Consider the following 15,420-nt stretch of genomic DNA (forward strand, 5'->3'; position numbering starts at 1 on the left):
AAAAATTGCAATGACCTTTGCCCACCGAAAGGCCGGCAAAGGGCGACAGGCGGCCCGGCGCCGGTCGGCCGGTGACGGGAGAAACGCGATGAAGCGCATCTACGTGGTGGGCACAGCCGACACCAAGGGCGAGGAACTTGCCTTCCTGGCCGATGCTATTGCCGCCACCGGCAGTTCGGTTGCCCGCGTCGACATCGGAACGCGCGGCGCCACCGTGCCGGTCGATATCCCGGCCAGCGAGGTCGCGGCGCATCATCCGGATGGAGCCAGTGGCGTGCTCGGCATCGATGATCGCGGCACGGCAGTGGCCGGCATGGGCGCCGCCTTCACCAGTTTCATTCAGTCGCGCGACGACATATCAGGCGTGATCGGCATTGGCGGCGGCGGCGGCACGTCGATCATCACTGCCGGCATGCGCGCGCTGCCGCTTGGGCTGCCCAAGATCATGGTCTCGACGCTCGCCTCCGGCGACACCGCGCCCTATGTCGACGTCTCCGACATCATCATGATGCCATCGGTCACCGATATGGCGGGACTGAACCGGCTGTCACGCGTCGTGCTGCACAATGCGGCGCAGGCAATCGCCGGCATGGCCGCCAGGCCGGCGCCAGTCGCCACTGGCAAGCCGGCACTCGGGCTCACCATGTTCGGCGTCACCACGCCTTGCGTGACCGCCATCGCCGACCAGCTGCGCGCCAACTACGACTGCATGGTCTTCCACGCCACCGGAACCGGCGGCCGCTCGATGGAGAAGCTCGCGGACTCGGGCCTGCTCGCCGGCGTCATCGACATCACCACGACGGAAGTCTGCGACCTGTTGTTCGGCGGCGTGCTGCCTGCGACGGAGGACCGCTTCGGCGCCATCGCCCGCACCAAGCTGCCCTATGTAGGCTCGGTCGGCGCGCTGGACATGGTCAATTTCTGGGCGCCGCCGACCATTCCCGAGAAGTTTAGGGGCCGGCTGTTCTACGAGCACAATCCCAACGTCACACTGATGCGCACCACGGTGGATGAATGCCGCGGTATAGGCGAGTGGATCGGCACCAGGCTCGCTCGCTGCGAGGGCCCTGTGCATTTCCTGATCCCCGAAAAAGGCGTCTCGGCACTCGACATCGAGGGCGGCGCCTTCTTCGACCCCGAAGCCGACGCCGTGCTGTTCGATGCCGTCGAGCGCACCATCAAGCCGAACGCCGCGCGCCGGGTCTCACGCCTGCCGTTGCACATCAACGATCCGGAATTTGCCAAAGCCGCAACCGCGGCCTTCCTCGACATCGCCAGATAGTGAGAGCCAACAAATGCCCGCAATACCGCGCAAGGACATATTGAAGAAGTTCAAGGCGATGATCGCCGACGGCGTGCCCATCGTTGGGGGCGGCGCCGGCACTGGCCTGTCGGCCAAGGCCGAGGAAGCCGGCGGCATCGACCTCATCATCATCTACAATTCCGGCCGCTATCGCATGGCCGGGCGCGGCTCGGCTGCGGGCCTGCTCGCCTATGGCAACGCCAACGAGATCGTCAAGGAAATGGCCTATGAGGTGCTGCCGGTGGTCAAAAAGACGCCGGTGCTGGCCGGTGTCAACGGCACCGATCCCTTCGTCATCATGCCGCTGCTGCTTGCCGAGCTGAAGACGATGGGCTTTTCAGGCGTGCAGAATTTCCCGACCATCGGCCTGTTCGATGGCAGCATGCGCCAGAGTTTTGAGGAAACCGGCATGGGCTTCGGGCTGGAGGTCGACATGATCGCCGAGGCGCACAAGCTCGATCTTCTGACCACGCCCTATGTCTTCAACCCCGACGAGGCGCGCGCCATGACAAAAGCCGGCGCCGACATCGTCGTTGCCCATATGGGGGTGACGACCGGCGGCTCGATCGGAGCCACGTCGGCCAAGTCGCTCGACGACTGCGTGGTCGAGATCGACGTCATCGCCAACGCGGCGCGCTCGGTGCGCAAGGATGTCATCCTGCTTTGCCATGGCGGGCCGATCTCGATGCCGGATGATGCCCGCTACATCCTCGACCGCTGCAAGGGCCTGCACGGCTTTTATGGCGCGAGTTCGATGGAACGGCTGCCGGCTGAAGCCGCGATCGCCAGGCAGACGGCGGATTTCAAGGCCGTCATGCTGCACGACCATAAGAAAAAGAAGGGGATGAGATCATGACCGACAAGAGCAAGGTATTCGTATACCCGAAGGACGTGAGCGCCTTCGGCTTTGACTGGGGCAAGCTGTCGCTGACGGTGGCGCCTGAAGTGAATGGCGCTGAGCGCTTTTCCGGCGGTGTCGTCGACCTGCCCTCAGGCAAGGGACACACGCGCCACAACCATCCCGGCGCGGAAGAGATCATCTTCGTTATTTCGGGCAATGGCGAGCAGATGGTCGAGGACGAGGAGGGCAATCCGGTCGTCGCCAAGGTCGGCCCCGGCTGCACCATCTATGTGCCGGAAAGCCGTTTCCATTCGACGCTGAACACGGGCGATGGGCCGATGCAGCTCTTCGTTGTCTATTCGCCGGCTGGACCCGAACTGGTGCTGCGGGAGTTGCCGGATTTCAGGTTGATCCCGGCGGGGAAATGATGATTTCCTCCAGGGGTAGCGCCGCCCCTCATTGTCTTGCCGGACATTTCTCCCCGTATAGTGACCGGGAGAAAGATGCTTTCATCGGCGATTTCGCCAATCGCCCGAGCTGCCTTCTTCTCCCGTTCTACGGGGAGAAGGTGCCGGCAGGCGGATGAGGGGCGGCGCCGGCCTTCGTTCTATAAAGCCCCACCTCTATTCCAGCCCCGCGCCCGATCCCCAAACATCACATATCCCGCATCCGTCACCGCCAACGTGTCCTCCAACTTGATGAACCCCCGCGTCGGGTGAAGCATGGTCGTCTCCACCGACAGCACCATGTTTGTCTCCAGCGGCTTGGCGGCATAGGTGCCTTCATAGGTCACCGGATGGTTGGTCATCAGGAACGGAGCCTCATGCGTGATCAGGCCCATGCCGTGGGCGAAGAAATCCGTGTAGTGCGCGACCTTGGAGGCCTTCAGCACACCCTCGGCATGCGAAATCATGTCGCCGCCGATGGTGCCCGCCCTCACCTTCGAGAACGCCGCCTGCTGCACCGTCTCGACCTCGGCCAATAGATCCTCAAGCTCGGCATCCGGTTCGCCCAGAATGCCCATGCGGCAGAGATCGCCAATATAGCCGTGATAATTGCCGCCGGAATCGATCGACAGCACTTCGCCCTTTTTCCACGCCTGCGGTGACGCCGCACGGTTGTGGCTGGCGCCCAACGTCAGCAGGCAATATTCGAAATGCGCGCCGCGATTGGTTTCCTCACACCGCAGCTGCTCGATGATCTCCGCCTTGGTCGTGCCTTCATGCGCCCACCGGATGGTCGCCAACATGGAATCGGTGATCAGCTCGGAGGCGATACGCAGCTTTTCCAGCTCGGCGTCCGTCTTGATGGCGCGCATGCTCTCCAGCATGCCGGTCGCGTCGATCAGCCTGGCATCCGGCAACGCCTTGCGGATCAGCGCATAGGCGTCCGACGGCAGGAAGGCCGGCTCGATGCCGAGGCGGGCGCCGGCCTTGCCGATCTTGCTGATGTGCTCGACCGCAAGATTGGCAGCATCGAGCGTGCCCCAGCAGGCGGCATGCAGCGTCGGCGTCCAGAACGGGCTGTTCTGGTGCTCGGCGCCTTCCATGCGGTTGCCGATATAGGCGGCATGACCGGGCCCGCCCTTTTCATAGAGGACGATAGGCAGGTAACGGCTATGGCCGATCGCATCCATGGCGGCAAAGAAGATGAACTTGTAGCCGCCAAGCAGATACTGCGTGTTGTGCTTGGAGGTCGCGAGCAGAACATCGATGCCGGCCTCTTCCATCAGCCGGTCGACCCTCACCTGATCGAACGGGATATTGCTGACGGCGCTCTTGCCCGGGGCGATGTTCATCTTTCTCTCCCTGATATCAGTGGGATCGTCGGCCGTACTGCGTCCAATCCCTTGGCTTCGATCAAATCTGCACCATTTCGTTAACTCTGGTCCAGCCAGAAACAGGTTAGATTGCTTCGGCAGGCTGTCACCACTCGTCATTGCTGCACACTAAGGCAATCTGGTCCTACCAGAATACCAGAATGAAAGGGCCACCTCTAAAACTGGTCCAGAGGACGAAAATTTCAAAGCCAAGCAAAGATGCGCCAATTCCGTCTCTGGCGAAACCCTTGGCAAGGGCCATAATCGCCGCGAGGATGCTGGCGGGTGCCGCCAGCTTCGAGGGGTGCGCCCATCTGGTCGCGGAGAGGACGGAGGTTGATCATGTCGGATATTTCCAGACGCACGCTGCTTGGCGGCTCAGTTTTACTGCTGGCCTCCACCGCCATGCCCACATTCAGCTGGGCGCAGACGCCGAAGAAGGGCGGTCGCCTCGTGCTTGCCGCCGATTCCGAGCCGCGCAACCTCAATCCCGCCATCGTCGCCTCCAACGGCGTCTTCTTCATCTCCAGCAAGATCGTCGAAACGCTGGCCGAAGCCTCGTTCGAAGGCAAGGACGGACTGGAACCGCGCCTTGCGCTCTCCTGGGAAGGTGCTGCCGACGGGCTGTCGGTGACCTTCAAACTGCGCGACGGCGTCAAGTGGCATGACGGCAAGCCGTTCACCTCGGCCGACGTCGCCTTCTCGGCGCTGCAGATCTGGAAGCCGCTGCAAAATCTCGGCCGCACCGTGTTCAAGGATCTGGCCAGCGTCGACACCCCTGACGATCTGACCGCCGTCTTCAAATTCGCCAAGCCAACGCCGTTCCAGCTGATCCGCAACGCGCTGCCGGCGCTGTCAAGCGTGGTGCCGAAGCACATCTACGAGGTCGGCAAGATCGAGGACAACCCGGCCAACAATGCACCCATCGGCACCGGACCGTTCAAGTTCGGCGAATACAAGGCCGGCCAGTATTACAAGCTGACCAGGAATGCGGATTACTGGGCCAAGGACGAGCCGTATCTCGACGAGATCATCTACCAGGTGCTGCCCGACCGCACGTCGGCTGCAGCGGCGCTCGAGGCCGAAGAGATCCAGCTCGCCGCCTTCTCCGCCGTGCCGCTCGCCGATCTCGACCGCATCTCCAAGGTGCCGGGCCTGAAGGTGATCTCCAAGGGCTATGAGGGGCTGACCTATCAGCTCGTCGTCGAGATCAACCATCGCCGCAAGGAACTGGCCGACGTGAAGGTCCGCCAGGCGATCGCGCATGCCATCGACAAGGACTTCGTCGTCAAGACGGTGTTCCTCGGCTATGCCGCCACCGCCACCGGCCCGGTGCCGAAGAACGATCCGCAATTCTACACTGCCGACGTGCCGATCTATCCATTCGACGTCGCCAAGGCCAACGCCTTTCTCGACGACGCGGGGTACAAGCGCGCCGATGACGGCAAGCGTTTTGCGCTGAAACTCCTGCCGGCACCCTATTTCAACGAGACGAAGCAGTTCGGCGACTATCTGCGCCAGGCGCTGGCGGCAATCGGCATCGACGCCGTGATCGTCAACAACGACTCGGCCGCGCACATCAAGGCCGTCTACACCGACCACACCTTCGACCTCGCCGTCGGCCCGCCGGTGTTCCGCGGCGACCCGGCGATCTCGACCACCATCCTGGTGCAGAGCGGCATTCCCGACGGCGTGCCGTTCTCCAACCAGGGCGGCTACAAGAACGCCGCGCTCGACGCGCTGATCGCCAAGGCTTCGGAGACGCTGGATACGTCAGCGCGCACCGACCTCTACAAGGAATTCCAGAAACAGGTCGCGGCGGACCTGCCGCTGATCAACGTCGCCGAATGGAGCTTCATCAGCGTCGCGCGCGATACCGTGGGCAACATCGCCAACAACCCGCGATGGGCGGTGTCGAACTGGGCGGACACCTATCTGGAATCGTGACACATTTGCGCGGATGAAAGTTCGCAAAGAAATTGGTGTGAAGGCATGGCGTAGGGCCGCGTTTCATCACACCCCCCTCTGTCCTGCCGGACATCTCCCCCGCAAGGGGGGAGATCAGCAGCTTCGCTGTCGCGTACATTCGGCATCGAAGATTGGCGAAGGCAGAGGCGACATCCAATCTCCCCCCTTGCGGGGGAGATGTCCGGCAGGACAGAGGGGGGTGCCTAGACACCGCACCTCTCCCGACTGGCGCAGCGCTATGCCTTTCCCATGACCCGCGCCCTCACCCTCATGCGCCGTCGCCTCGTCGGCAGCATCTTCGTGCTGCTGATCGTCATCATCGGCACATTCCTCCTCCTGGAAGCCGCCCCCGGTGACGCGGTCGACGCCTACATCGTCTCGACCGGCGGCGACGCCGGCATGATCGAATTGCTGCGTCATCGCTGGGGCCTCGACCAGTCCGAGCTGACACGGCTCGCGAACTATCTCTGGGCGCTGCTGCATTTCGACCTCGGCCAGTCCGTTACCTTCTCGCGGCCAATTCGCGACGTCATCCTGGAACGCCTGCCGACGACACTGCTCCTGATGGTCACCGCCACCGCGCTCTCCTTCGGTTTGGGCTCGGCGCTCGGCATCTATGCCGGCGCCAGACCCGGCAGCTTTCGCGACCGCTTCCTGTCGATCGGCTCGCTGGCGCTTTATGCCGTGCCGGGTTTCTGGCTTGGCCTGGTGCTGATCGTCGTCTTTGCCGTCGACCTGCGCTGGCTGCCGATCGGCGGCATCGAGAGCCTGGCCTCGGACAAGACCGGTTTTGACCGCGCCACCGACATCGCCGTCCACCTCGTCCTGCCGGTTTCCGCGCTCGGCTTCATCTATCTCGCGCTCTATCTGCGCATGATGCGCGCCGGCATGGCCGAGGCGTGGCGGCAGGATTTTGTGCTCGCCGCCCGCGCCAGGGGGCTGTCGCGCCGCCGCATCGTGCTCGCCCATGTCGCCCGCAACGCGCTCTTGCCGCTGCTCACCATGCTCGGCCTGCAATCGGCGCAGATGCTTGGCGGCAGTGTCGTCATCGAGAGCGTCTTTGCCGTGCCCGGCCTCGGCCGGCTGGCGCAGGAAGCGGTTGCCTCGCGCGATACGCCGCTGCTGCTCGGCATCATCCTCACCAGCGCCGTCCTCGTCATTGCCGTCAACCTTGCCGTCGACATCGCCTACGCCTTCCTCGACCCGCGCGTCGGCGCCAGCGAGGCCAGCGCGTGAGCGCGCTGCCGCGGTTCCTGCGCCGGCCGGAAGCGGTCGCCGGCGCGATCATCCTGGCGCTTCTGTTCGCCATGGCGCTGTTTGCGTCGCTGCTCTTCCCCGGCGACCCGCAAGCCATTGCCGGACCAGCACTGCTGCCGCCGTTCCAGGACTGGTCGCTGCCGCTCGGCACCGACCGGCTCGGCCGTGACGTGCTGGCCGAACTGTTCCACGGCGCCCGCAGCTCGCTGGCGGTCGGCCTGGCGGCGGCGGCGGCGGCACTCTTCATCGGCGCGGTCGTCGGCACGCTGGCCGGCTTTGCCGGCGGCCTTGTCGACGAGGGGCTGATGCGCATCACCGATGCCTTCCAGACCGTGCCGAGTTTTCTCCTGGCGCTGGCCTTCGTCAGTGTCGTCGGGCCGTCGCTCGGCGTCGTCGTCACGGCAATAGCGCTTGGCGCCTGGACCGGACCGGCGCGTGTAGCCCGCGCCGAAGTGCTGTCGATCCGCGAGCGCGATTACGTCGCCGGCGCTCGCGTCATCGGCATGCATCCGCTTGAGATCGCTTTTCGCGAAGTGCTTCCCAACGCTCTGCCGCCGGTGCTGGCCTTGTCCTCGGTAATCGTGGCGGCCGCGATCCTCACCGAGGCAGCGCTTTCCTTCCTCGGTCTCGGCGACCCCAATCGCGTCACCTGGGGCGGCATGATTGCCGAGGGCCGCACTGTGCTGCGCACCGCGCCCTTCCTGTCGATCGTTCCAGGTATCGCACTCGTGCTGACCGTGCTCGGTATCTATCTCGCCGGCGAAGGCGTGGTGGAGACGACGGTCGTGCGGAGGAGCCTGTCGTGACCGCGCTGGCTGAGATTCGCGATCTCTCGGTGCACTATCGGCGGGATGGGACCGAGGTGACGGCGCTGAAGGGGGTCAGCCTGGATGTTATTGCCGGCGAGCGGCTGGCGGTCATTGGCGAAAGCGGTTCGGGCAAGAGCACGCTGGCGCTGGCGGTGGCTGGACTGCTGCCGGCGAGCGCCAAGATTGAAGGGCATGTCAAGTGGCAATTTCAGGCGCCGCGATCCTTCCCACCCCCCTCTGTCCTGCCGGACATCTCCCCCGCAAGGGGGGAGATCAGCAGCTTTGCCGACGGCTTCCCTTCTGCAACGTTCGTGGTTGGCGAAGGCGGAGATGAGAGAGCAATCTCCCCCCTTGCGGGGGAGATGTCCGGCAGGACAGAGGGGGGTGTGACGGAACGCCGACCTCTCAAATTAACCGAGCCCAGCACGCTCCCCCTTCCCGGCCGCGACATTGGTTTCGTCTTCCAGGACCCCTCCGCCAGCCTCGACCCCGTCATGACCGTCGGCAAACAGATCGCCGAAGTCGCCCGCACCCACCTCGGCCTCGACTGGCCACAAGCTTACGCCAAAGCCAAAACCCTGCTCCAACGTGTCCGGCTGCCCGACCCACAAACCGCCATGCGTGCTTTCCCGCACCAGCTCTCCGGCGGCCAGAAGCAGCGCGTTGCTGTTGCCGCGGCCATTGCAGCCGGTCCGAAACTGCTGATCGCCGACGAGGCGACCAGCGCGCTGGACACCATTGTGCAAGCGGAAATCGTCAGCCTCATTCGGCAACTGGTGGCGGAGGACGGCATGACGCTGCTGTTCATCAGCCACGACATCGCGCTGGCCGCCGAACTCGCAGAGCGTATCGCTGTATTCCGGAACGCCGAACTGATCGAACTCGGCCCGACGGAGCAAATCATAAACGCCCCGCGCCATGCCTATACGCGAACGCTGCTCGACGCCCATCTCGGCCTCGACGCCGATCCGCTGCTACGACGGGCGCCGGCATGAACTTGCTCACCGTCTTCGGTCTTACCAAGCGATACCGTCGTGGCGGCAAGGCCATCGCGGCCGTCGACGGTGTCTCCTTCGCCATCGAACCCGGCGAGACGCTGGCGCTGGCCGGGCCCTCCGGCAGCGGCAAGTCGACGATCGCGCGGCTGGTGCTTAGGTTGATCGAGCCCGACGCCGGCACCGTCCAGTTCGAAGGCGATGACTTTCTGCTCTTGAAGGGTGCGGCCCTGCGCACCAAGCGCGCGCGCCTGCAAATGGTTTTCCAGGATCCGCTCGCCGCGTTCAACCCGCGCGCCACGGTGGCTCGCGTGCTTGACGATCCCTTGCGCATCCATGCCATCGCTTCCCGCGCCGAGAGGCCGGCCCGCATTGCTGCCTTGCTGGAGCGCGTCGGGCTGGCAGCCGATCTCGCCTCGCGCGCCATTCACGAAATCTCCGGCGGCCAGCGCCAGCGCGTCGCCATCGCCCGAGCCATCGCGACCAAACCGTCGCTGATCGTGCTCGACGAAGCGGTGTCGGCGCTCGACGTTTCGGTGCGCGGACAGATCCTCGAGCTGCTGCTCGACCTGCAGGTCAGGGAACGGATCACCTATCTCTTTATTTCCCATGACCTCGGCGTGGTGCGGGCCATCGCCCACCGCGTCGTTCTTCTCGACGCCGGGCGGATCGCCGAGAGCGGCGACGCCCGCAACGTAATCGACGCGCCGCAGTCGGCAATCGGCAAGGCGCTGGTTGCGGCGGCGCCAAGATTGAACAAAAGTAGCAGGCAGGTACCATGACCGAACCAGAAGCCAGAGCCGAAAAACTGTCGCTCGAACTCGATTCCGCCTTCCGCAACCGCGCCGATCTCTACCGTCTGTTTCTCGACGAGCTGACCGGCGAACTCGGCGCGGAAAAGGCCGAGGCGATCATGATCCGCGCCATCGAGCAGCGCGGCAAGGAGGTGGCGGCGGCCGCCTTCGCCCGTTTCGGACCTAACGACGCGCCGGCCATCGGCGAGGCATTTTTGGCCGTCAGCCCGGATGGCGGCCTGATGTATCCGACGGATGTCGAGCGCGGGCCGGACCACATCGCTTTCAAGGTGAAGCGTTGTCCGCTGAAGGACGCCTGGGTCGAGGCCGGTGTCGGTGATGAAAAACTCGCCACGCTCTGCCGCATCGCCGGCGCTTTCGACCGTGGTCTGTTCGAGGCAACGGGCGTGCGCTTCGACAATGTCACCTGGACGCCGGGCCACGGCTCCGGCTGCTGCCACATCGCGCTGACCAACCGGGATGCCGCCGGATAGGCAGTTGCTGATCAGCCGGCGGCAAACACATGCAGCTCCGTGCCCGCCTGTTCGGCAGCAGTGCGCAGGTCGGCCTTCGGTTCGCTGTCGGTGACGATATCGGCAATGTCATCGAGCCCGCAGATGCGTTCGAGACTGCTGCGGCCAAACTTGTCGTGGGTCACCACCAGCACCGTCGACAATGAACGCGATATCATCGCGCGTTTAACGGCTGCGGCACCCGAGATCATGTCGCTCGGACCATCAGCGCTTATCCCCGATGCCCCGATAATGGCGACGTCGGCATTGTAGCGGCGCAGGAACTCGACGGTGTCTTCGCCCAACACGCTGCCTTCCCGGCTATCATAGGTCCCGGGGCAGAGCAGCACCCGAAAGGTCGGATTGGCGCCGGCCACAGAGGCCACTCCGGTGGAATTGGTGATGATGGTCAGGTCGCGCTTCAGCTGCGAAAGGTTGCGCGCCACCTCATAGGTGGTCGAACCGCCATCGATCATCACGATCTGGCCCTTCTCGACAAGGCTTGCCGCGCCGCGGCCGATGCGGGCGCGCTCCTCGATCAGGGTCAGGCCACGCTCGGAAATCACCGGTTCTGATGTCACCAGCGAGATCGTCGCACCGCCATAGGTGCGGTTGATCAGCCCGGCATCGCCGAGTTCGATGAGATCGCGGCGGATGGTCTCGCCGGCGACGCCGATGCGCCGTGCGAGCTTGGAGATGCGTATCGACGCCGACCGGCGCACTTCCGAAAGGATAAGCGCGTGCCGCTCCTTCTTCGTCAGTCGGCCTTGGTCCATGACTATTCCATTCCCTTTGCAGCAATCAGCGCGTCGCCAAGCTCGGCAAATCCCTCCGCGCCGCGACCGCTTGTGACGAAGGCGGGAGACGCCGGAAGCTCGCCGGCGAAGTCCAGCACATTAGCGACGCCGACGCTGTTGGGGAAGAAGCCGAACATTGGTGCATCGTTTGGACTATCGCCGACGAAGACAATGCTGTCCTTGTCGTGGTCGATATCTATACCGAAACAGTCCCGCAAGAATAGCCGGCTTGTCGACAGTTTGTCGTATTTGCCGAACCAGCCATTGACGTGGATGGACGAGATTTTCGCCGTCGCGCCGTAGCGCTGGAAGATGCCGACGATCTTCAGAACCTCGGTTTTGGGCAGCGGCGCCACGTCCTCGCAAAAATCGATCGCCAGATCGGCCTCGCGATAGGCCTGGTCGGCCGCGACCGCCGCACCCGGAACTTCGCGCAGAACGGTTTGCTCGATCTCCTTGAGGCGCGCGGCATCGGCCTGCCGTTCGGCAGCGCTCTTGGCGTAGTGGCGAACAATCCGCTTTTTGGCGTCGTCATAGCGGAAATAGAAGGCGCCGTTCTCGCCGATCACGCCATCGACCGGCCATTGCCGCGCGATCAGGTCGCACCAGCCGGCAGGGCGGCCGGTCACCGGCGCGACAAGAAAGCCGGCCTGCTTCAGCCGCTCGAGCGCCGCATAGGCTTTTGCCGGCAGCCGTCCCTTGTCGGTCAAGGTGTCGTCGATATCGGTCAGAACGACGGCGATGTTGCGCCGGTCCAGCGCGGTGAAGTCGGCAAGCGGACGCAGCACCCGCTCAGGCTCCCGCCGCAACCGTTTCGAGCGAGGCAGCCGCGACGTCGAGCATGGTGAACCTGTCGCGGATCAGCCGGGCATTGGCGACCGCCTCGTCGTAGAAGCCAGCCGGTATGGCAACCTCCTGCGGCGTGGTCGGCGCGCCGGCGGCGCGCAGTGCTGCCGCGATCTCGCGCGCCGGGCGTGCCACCCGCACCAGCCTTTCACGATGCGAGCGCCATTGCTTGGCCAGCATGGTGTTGATGGCGTTTGCCCGTTCGCGGTCCAGCAGCTTGGGCTTGAATGCCGCCCAGCAGGAACGTCCGAGCGTTTCGCCGAAGATCTCGATGAAGCGTTCTGGCGTATCCGCGGACGGCGCGAGCTGCAGCTCCGGCAGTGCCAGCACGCGCTCCTGCAGCCGCGCCATCGTCAACGTCGTCACCGCTATGTGTTCGCCGTGATGCGCCTCAGGCAATCCCTGGCCCCGCATGTCGATATAGTGGGCGATCAGATGTTCGCCCTGGCTGGCCGGATAAGAGCCGCCGCACAGCGTCATGCCGAGACCGGACATGACCAGCGTGCGCACCAGCACTTCCATCGCCTCAAGGTCGCCGGTCCCGAGTTCGCCGGCATTGGCGATGAGCGCCTTCTCGTCCTCGGCCAGAAGCATGAACGGCGCCTGCCTGTAGGGCGTGCCGAGCAACAGATGCGCCATCAGCCAATCGGTCTGCGCGGTCGGCCGCGCCATCGAATCGCCGAAGCCGGCAGCGATCAGCCGGTGCGGCGCCCGCGCCATGACATCGAGATCGAGGAAGACGCCGACCGGCAGGCTGGCCGTCAGCGATTTCTTGAGGCCGTCCTCGGTGATTGCCGCCGACACCGAGGTGTAGCCGTTCATCGATGGCGCGGTGCCGAACACCGCATAAGGTTTTTGGGTGAGATGGGCAGCATATTTGGTGATGTCGTTGATCGAGCCAGATCCGACCGCGACTAGGCCGCTGGCGTCTTTCGTGCGTGCGATCACCGATCGCACCGCGTCCATGTCCGGATGCGGATGGCGCGGCAGGATGATCTTGTCGACATCGCTGCTGCCACGCAGTGCGATCGACACCCTCTCACCCAGCGCCAGCCCTGTGTCGGGATCCATGACCACGGCGAGCTTGCGGCCGAGCGGCAGCGGCTTGACCAGCGCATCGGCCTCGTCGCCGAGACCGCGCCCTATGACGATGGTCTTCAGCGGCACCGACAGCATTCCCTGGCTGTCCGGGTCAGGCAGCGTGCCGGCAATAAGGCGATCGAGCATTTGTCTGGACATAGGATGCAGTCCGGTCAGTCAGCATGAAGCGGGGTCAGGGCATCGAACAAGGTGCGATACCGGCGGTAACTTCTGTCGTAGGCGGCCTTGGCGGAAGGATCAGGGTCGATCGTCTCGACGTGGCCGGCCAGCCTTTCAGCCGCCTGCTGCACTGAGGAGGTAAGGCCGATGGCTGCGGCGGCAAGGATTGCCGCACCGATCGGCGAGGCATCGGCCGCACCCGCGATCTCGACCGGCCTGCCGCTGACATCTGCCCGGATTTGCCCCCACACCCGGCTGCGCGCGCCACCGCCTGAGAGCCGGATGCGCCCGGTTGTTATGCCGAGCTCGTCCAGCCGGTCGACAACGTCGCGCATGGCGAAGGCGCAGCCTTCCAGCACTGCGCGAGCGCAGGCCGCTTTGCCGTGGAAGGATGTCAGGCCGTAGAAAGCGGCACGCGCTTCGGCGATCCAGCGCGGCGCCATGGCACCGGACAAGGCCGGCAGGAACAGCAAATCGTCGCTGCCGGCAACCACCGCCGCCGCCAGTTCCGACATCGCCGCCGGCGAATCGACGCCGAAGGTTGTTAGAAACCACGTCACCGCGCCGCCCGAGAGCCATCCGGGGTTGGAGATGAAATAGCCGTCGCCGAGAAAGCCATGGGTCTCGACCAGGCCGCCGGGGTCGAGGCGAAGCGTGCCGGACACCGCGCCGACCACTTCGGCCGTGCCGAGATTGCAGGCGACGACACCGGGCACGACAACCCCGGCGCCTATGGCGGCCGAAAAATCATCGCCGGTGCCGACCGCCAGCAGCGTGCCCACAGGCAGACCGGTGAGCTCGGCGCCGGCGTGGGTCAAGGCGCCGGCGATCTCAGATGCATCGTCGATGCCGGGCAATTTGGTCGCATCGATGTCGAAGGCCGCCAGCAGATCGCCGGCATAGTTGTGCTCCTTCAGTCCATAGAGCATGGTTGTCGAGGCCAGCGCGTGATCGATGACGGCACGACCGCACAGCGCCGCGACCACGAACGATACCGGTTGATGCCAGAGCGCCACCCGGCGCGCTTCGGGCAGGTTGCGCGCGGCCCAGCGGATTTTCGCCGCCATATGGGTGGCGTCCAGAACGAGACCGGTGCGCTCACGGATGAAGTCCGGATCGATGCCGGCGATCTCTGCGACCGCGCGCCGGTCCATCCAGATGATGCACGGCGCCAGCGCCTCACCGCTGTCGTCGACCGCGACGCAGCCGTCGAGCTGGCCGGCAATGGCAATGCCCTTGATATCGGACGGTGCAAGCCCAGCCTTGTCGAGCGCGCCGGCAATCGCCGGCTTGAGCGCGGCGAGCCACAGCGCCGGATTCTGTTCGGCCCAGCCGGGCGCCGGGAAGGCCGGTTGGTACAACACACCGGCCTCGCCACGCAGCTGCAATTCGTCATCGACAACAACCGCCTTCAGGCTTTGTGTGCCGAGATCGATGCCGATGACTGGCATTAGACGCGCTCGCAATCCGCGAGGACATCCCGCAATTGCGAGAGGATAGAACCTTTCGTCGGCGAATAGGAGCCATCGAAAATCGCTGTGCCAATGGTAAAAGCGTTGGCGCCGGCCAGCTTGATCGCCTTGAGCCGATCGGCTGATGCCACGGCGCCGGCGACAATCAGATGCCGCGACGGACCAAGCCCGCGCCGGGCTGCGCGCACCAGTTCGGCCGGGTCGGCCTCGGTGGCGCGATAGGCGAGGATGTCGCATCCCGCACAACCCTTCTCGGCGAAGGCCCGGCAGTCGGCCTCGACGTCCTCGGCCGAGCCGCCGAGCTTGGTTGGATGGCCGACCGGCCGCCCGGGAAAAGGGTAGTATTCGGTGCCGCTCCCCTCCAGCAGCGCCATGATCTCGTCGACCTGAGTACCACCGAGCAGGCGCTGGATGCCGAGATCCCTGGCGATGCGCGCGGAATTAAGGCAGGCCTCAGCCGTCGTCGAGACAACTTCCATGTAAGTGGTGGCGCCTGTCCGGCCAATGGCGACAGCGAGCTTGCGCAGCACATCCGGCGCGACGCCAATATCCTTGAAGCCGACATGCTTCAGGCCGACCGGCTCGATCAAATCGACCAGGTCGAGACAGTCCTCGACCGTGCGATCGTGGCGCGTCAGCATGAAGATGAAGTCCATCCGAAAGGTCCCTCGCCTGGTCGGGAAAGCCGGTTTGCTGCCGGTCTGTTAACACCTCCCAGCCATTTGTTGCAAGGTGCCACATTTTGAT

The 15,420-nt window shown here is 64.6% G+C and carries 15 protein-coding genes; 9 read left to right on the forward strand and 6 right to left on the reverse strand.

Translation table 11 applies throughout. The annotated features are described in order from the left end of the window. Window positions 1-88 precede the first annotated feature (88 nt). Genes ACYG9V_RS30670 through ACYG9V_RS30680 form a run of 3 tightly spaced genes read left to right on the forward strand, consistent with a single transcriptional unit; the run spans window position 89 to window position 2,572 of the window. The gene (locus ACYG9V_RS30670; protein ID WP_352762651.1) at window positions 89-1,282 is read left to right on the forward strand and encodes a Tm-1-like ATP-binding domain-containing protein; all 1,194 of its coding nucleotides are present in this window, start codon (window positions 89-91) and stop codon (window positions 1,280-1,282) included. 13 nt (window positions 1,283-1,295) lie between these two features. Next, a complete protein-coding gene (locus ACYG9V_RS30675) occupies window positions 1,296-2,159 on the forward strand; it encodes a phosphoenolpyruvate hydrolase family protein (protein ID WP_023828299.1) in 864 nt (287 codons plus the stop codon). Continuing rightward, on the forward strand, window positions 2,156-2,572 hold the full coding sequence (locus tag ACYG9V_RS30680; protein ID WP_023669853.1) for a cupin domain-containing protein: 417 nt from the start codon (window positions 2,156-2,158) through the stop codon (window positions 2,570-2,572). Before ACYG9V_RS30675 ends, ACYG9V_RS30680 begins: the two co-directional genes overlap by 4 nt. A 179-nt stretch (window positions 2,573-2,751) precedes the next feature. On the opposite strand, the gene ACYG9V_RS30685 is transcribed toward ACYG9V_RS30680, so the two are convergent. Continuing rightward, window positions 2,752-3,942, reverse strand: coding sequence for a Xaa-Pro peptidase family protein (locus ACYG9V_RS30685; RefSeq protein ID WP_352463297.1), 1,191 nt, complete (start codon window positions 3,940-3,942; stop codon window positions 2,752-2,754). Between the two features lie 363 nt (window positions 3,943-4,305). On the opposite strand from ACYG9V_RS30685, the gene ACYG9V_RS30690 reads away from it, so the two are divergent. From ACYG9V_RS30690 to ACYG9V_RS30715, 6 genes are all read left to right on the forward strand, one after another. Continuing rightward, entirely contained in the window at window positions 4,306-5,910 is a 1,605-nt protein-coding gene (locus ACYG9V_RS30690) for an ABC transporter substrate-binding protein (protein WP_460222061.1), read from the forward strand. A gap of 270 nt (window positions 5,911-6,180) precedes the next feature. Then, window positions 6,181-7,167, forward strand: a complete 987-nt coding sequence (locus ACYG9V_RS30695; RefSeq protein ID WP_352762656.1) for an ABC transporter permease — start codon at window positions 6,181-6,183, stop codon at window positions 7,165-7,167. Further along, window positions 7,164-7,994, forward strand: a complete 831-nt coding sequence (locus tag ACYG9V_RS30700; protein WP_352762659.1) for an ABC transporter permease — start codon at window positions 7,164-7,166, stop codon at window positions 7,992-7,994. Before ACYG9V_RS30695 ends, ACYG9V_RS30700 begins: the two co-directional genes overlap by 4 nt. Continuing rightward, window positions 7,991-8,992, forward strand: coding sequence for an ABC transporter ATP-binding protein (locus ACYG9V_RS30705; protein WP_023754218.1), 1,002 nt, complete (start codon window positions 7,991-7,993; stop codon window positions 8,990-8,992). The genes ACYG9V_RS30700 and ACYG9V_RS30705 overlap by 4 nt, the downstream gene beginning before the upstream one ends. Then, entirely contained in the window at window positions 8,989-9,774 is a 786-nt protein-coding gene (locus ACYG9V_RS30710; RefSeq protein WP_023672928.1) for an ATP-binding cassette domain-containing protein, read from the forward strand. Before ACYG9V_RS30705 ends, ACYG9V_RS30710 begins: the two co-directional genes overlap by 4 nt. Next, on the forward strand, window positions 9,771-10,280 hold the full coding sequence (locus tag ACYG9V_RS30715) for an L-2-amino-thiazoline-4-carboxylic acid hydrolase (RefSeq protein ID WP_352762662.1): 510 nt from the start codon (window positions 9,771-9,773) through the stop codon (window positions 10,278-10,280). Before ACYG9V_RS30710 ends, ACYG9V_RS30715 begins: the two co-directional genes overlap by 4 nt. An 11-nt stretch (window positions 10,281-10,291) precedes the next feature. Here ACYG9V_RS30715 and ACYG9V_RS30720 read toward each other — a convergent pair whose 3' ends face one another. The 5 genes from ACYG9V_RS30720 to ACYG9V_RS30740 are packed head-to-tail and all read right to left on the reverse strand — an operon-like array spanning window position 10,292 to window position 15,329. Beyond that, window positions 10,292-11,074, reverse strand: coding sequence for a DeoR/GlpR family DNA-binding transcription regulator (locus tag ACYG9V_RS30720; protein WP_023672930.1), 783 nt, complete (start codon window positions 11,072-11,074; stop codon window positions 10,292-10,294). A gap of 2 nt (window positions 11,075-11,076) precedes the next feature. After that, window positions 11,077-11,880, reverse strand: a complete 804-nt coding sequence (locus ACYG9V_RS30725; protein WP_023824656.1) for an HAD-IIB family hydrolase — start codon at window positions 11,878-11,880, stop codon at window positions 11,077-11,079. A gap of 7 nt (window positions 11,881-11,887) precedes the next feature. Continuing rightward, window positions 11,888-13,180, reverse strand: coding sequence for an iron-containing alcohol dehydrogenase (locus tag ACYG9V_RS30730; RefSeq protein WP_081726918.1), 1,293 nt, complete (start codon window positions 13,178-13,180; stop codon window positions 11,888-11,890). A gap of 14 nt (window positions 13,181-13,194) precedes the next feature. Then, entirely contained in the window at window positions 13,195-14,652 is a 1,458-nt protein-coding gene (locus ACYG9V_RS30735) for a xylulokinase (RefSeq protein ID WP_352762664.1), read from the reverse strand. Beyond that, window positions 14,652-15,329 (reverse strand): beta/alpha barrel domain-containing protein, encoded by a 678-nt coding sequence (locus ACYG9V_RS30740; protein WP_023692039.1) that lies wholly within the window; start codon window positions 15,327-15,329, stop codon window positions 14,652-14,654. The genes ACYG9V_RS30735 and ACYG9V_RS30740 overlap by 1 nt, the downstream gene beginning before the upstream one ends. Window positions 15,330-15,420: the final 91 nt, after the last annotated feature.

It is taken from the genome of Mesorhizobium sp. W016, from assembly GCF_054719485.1.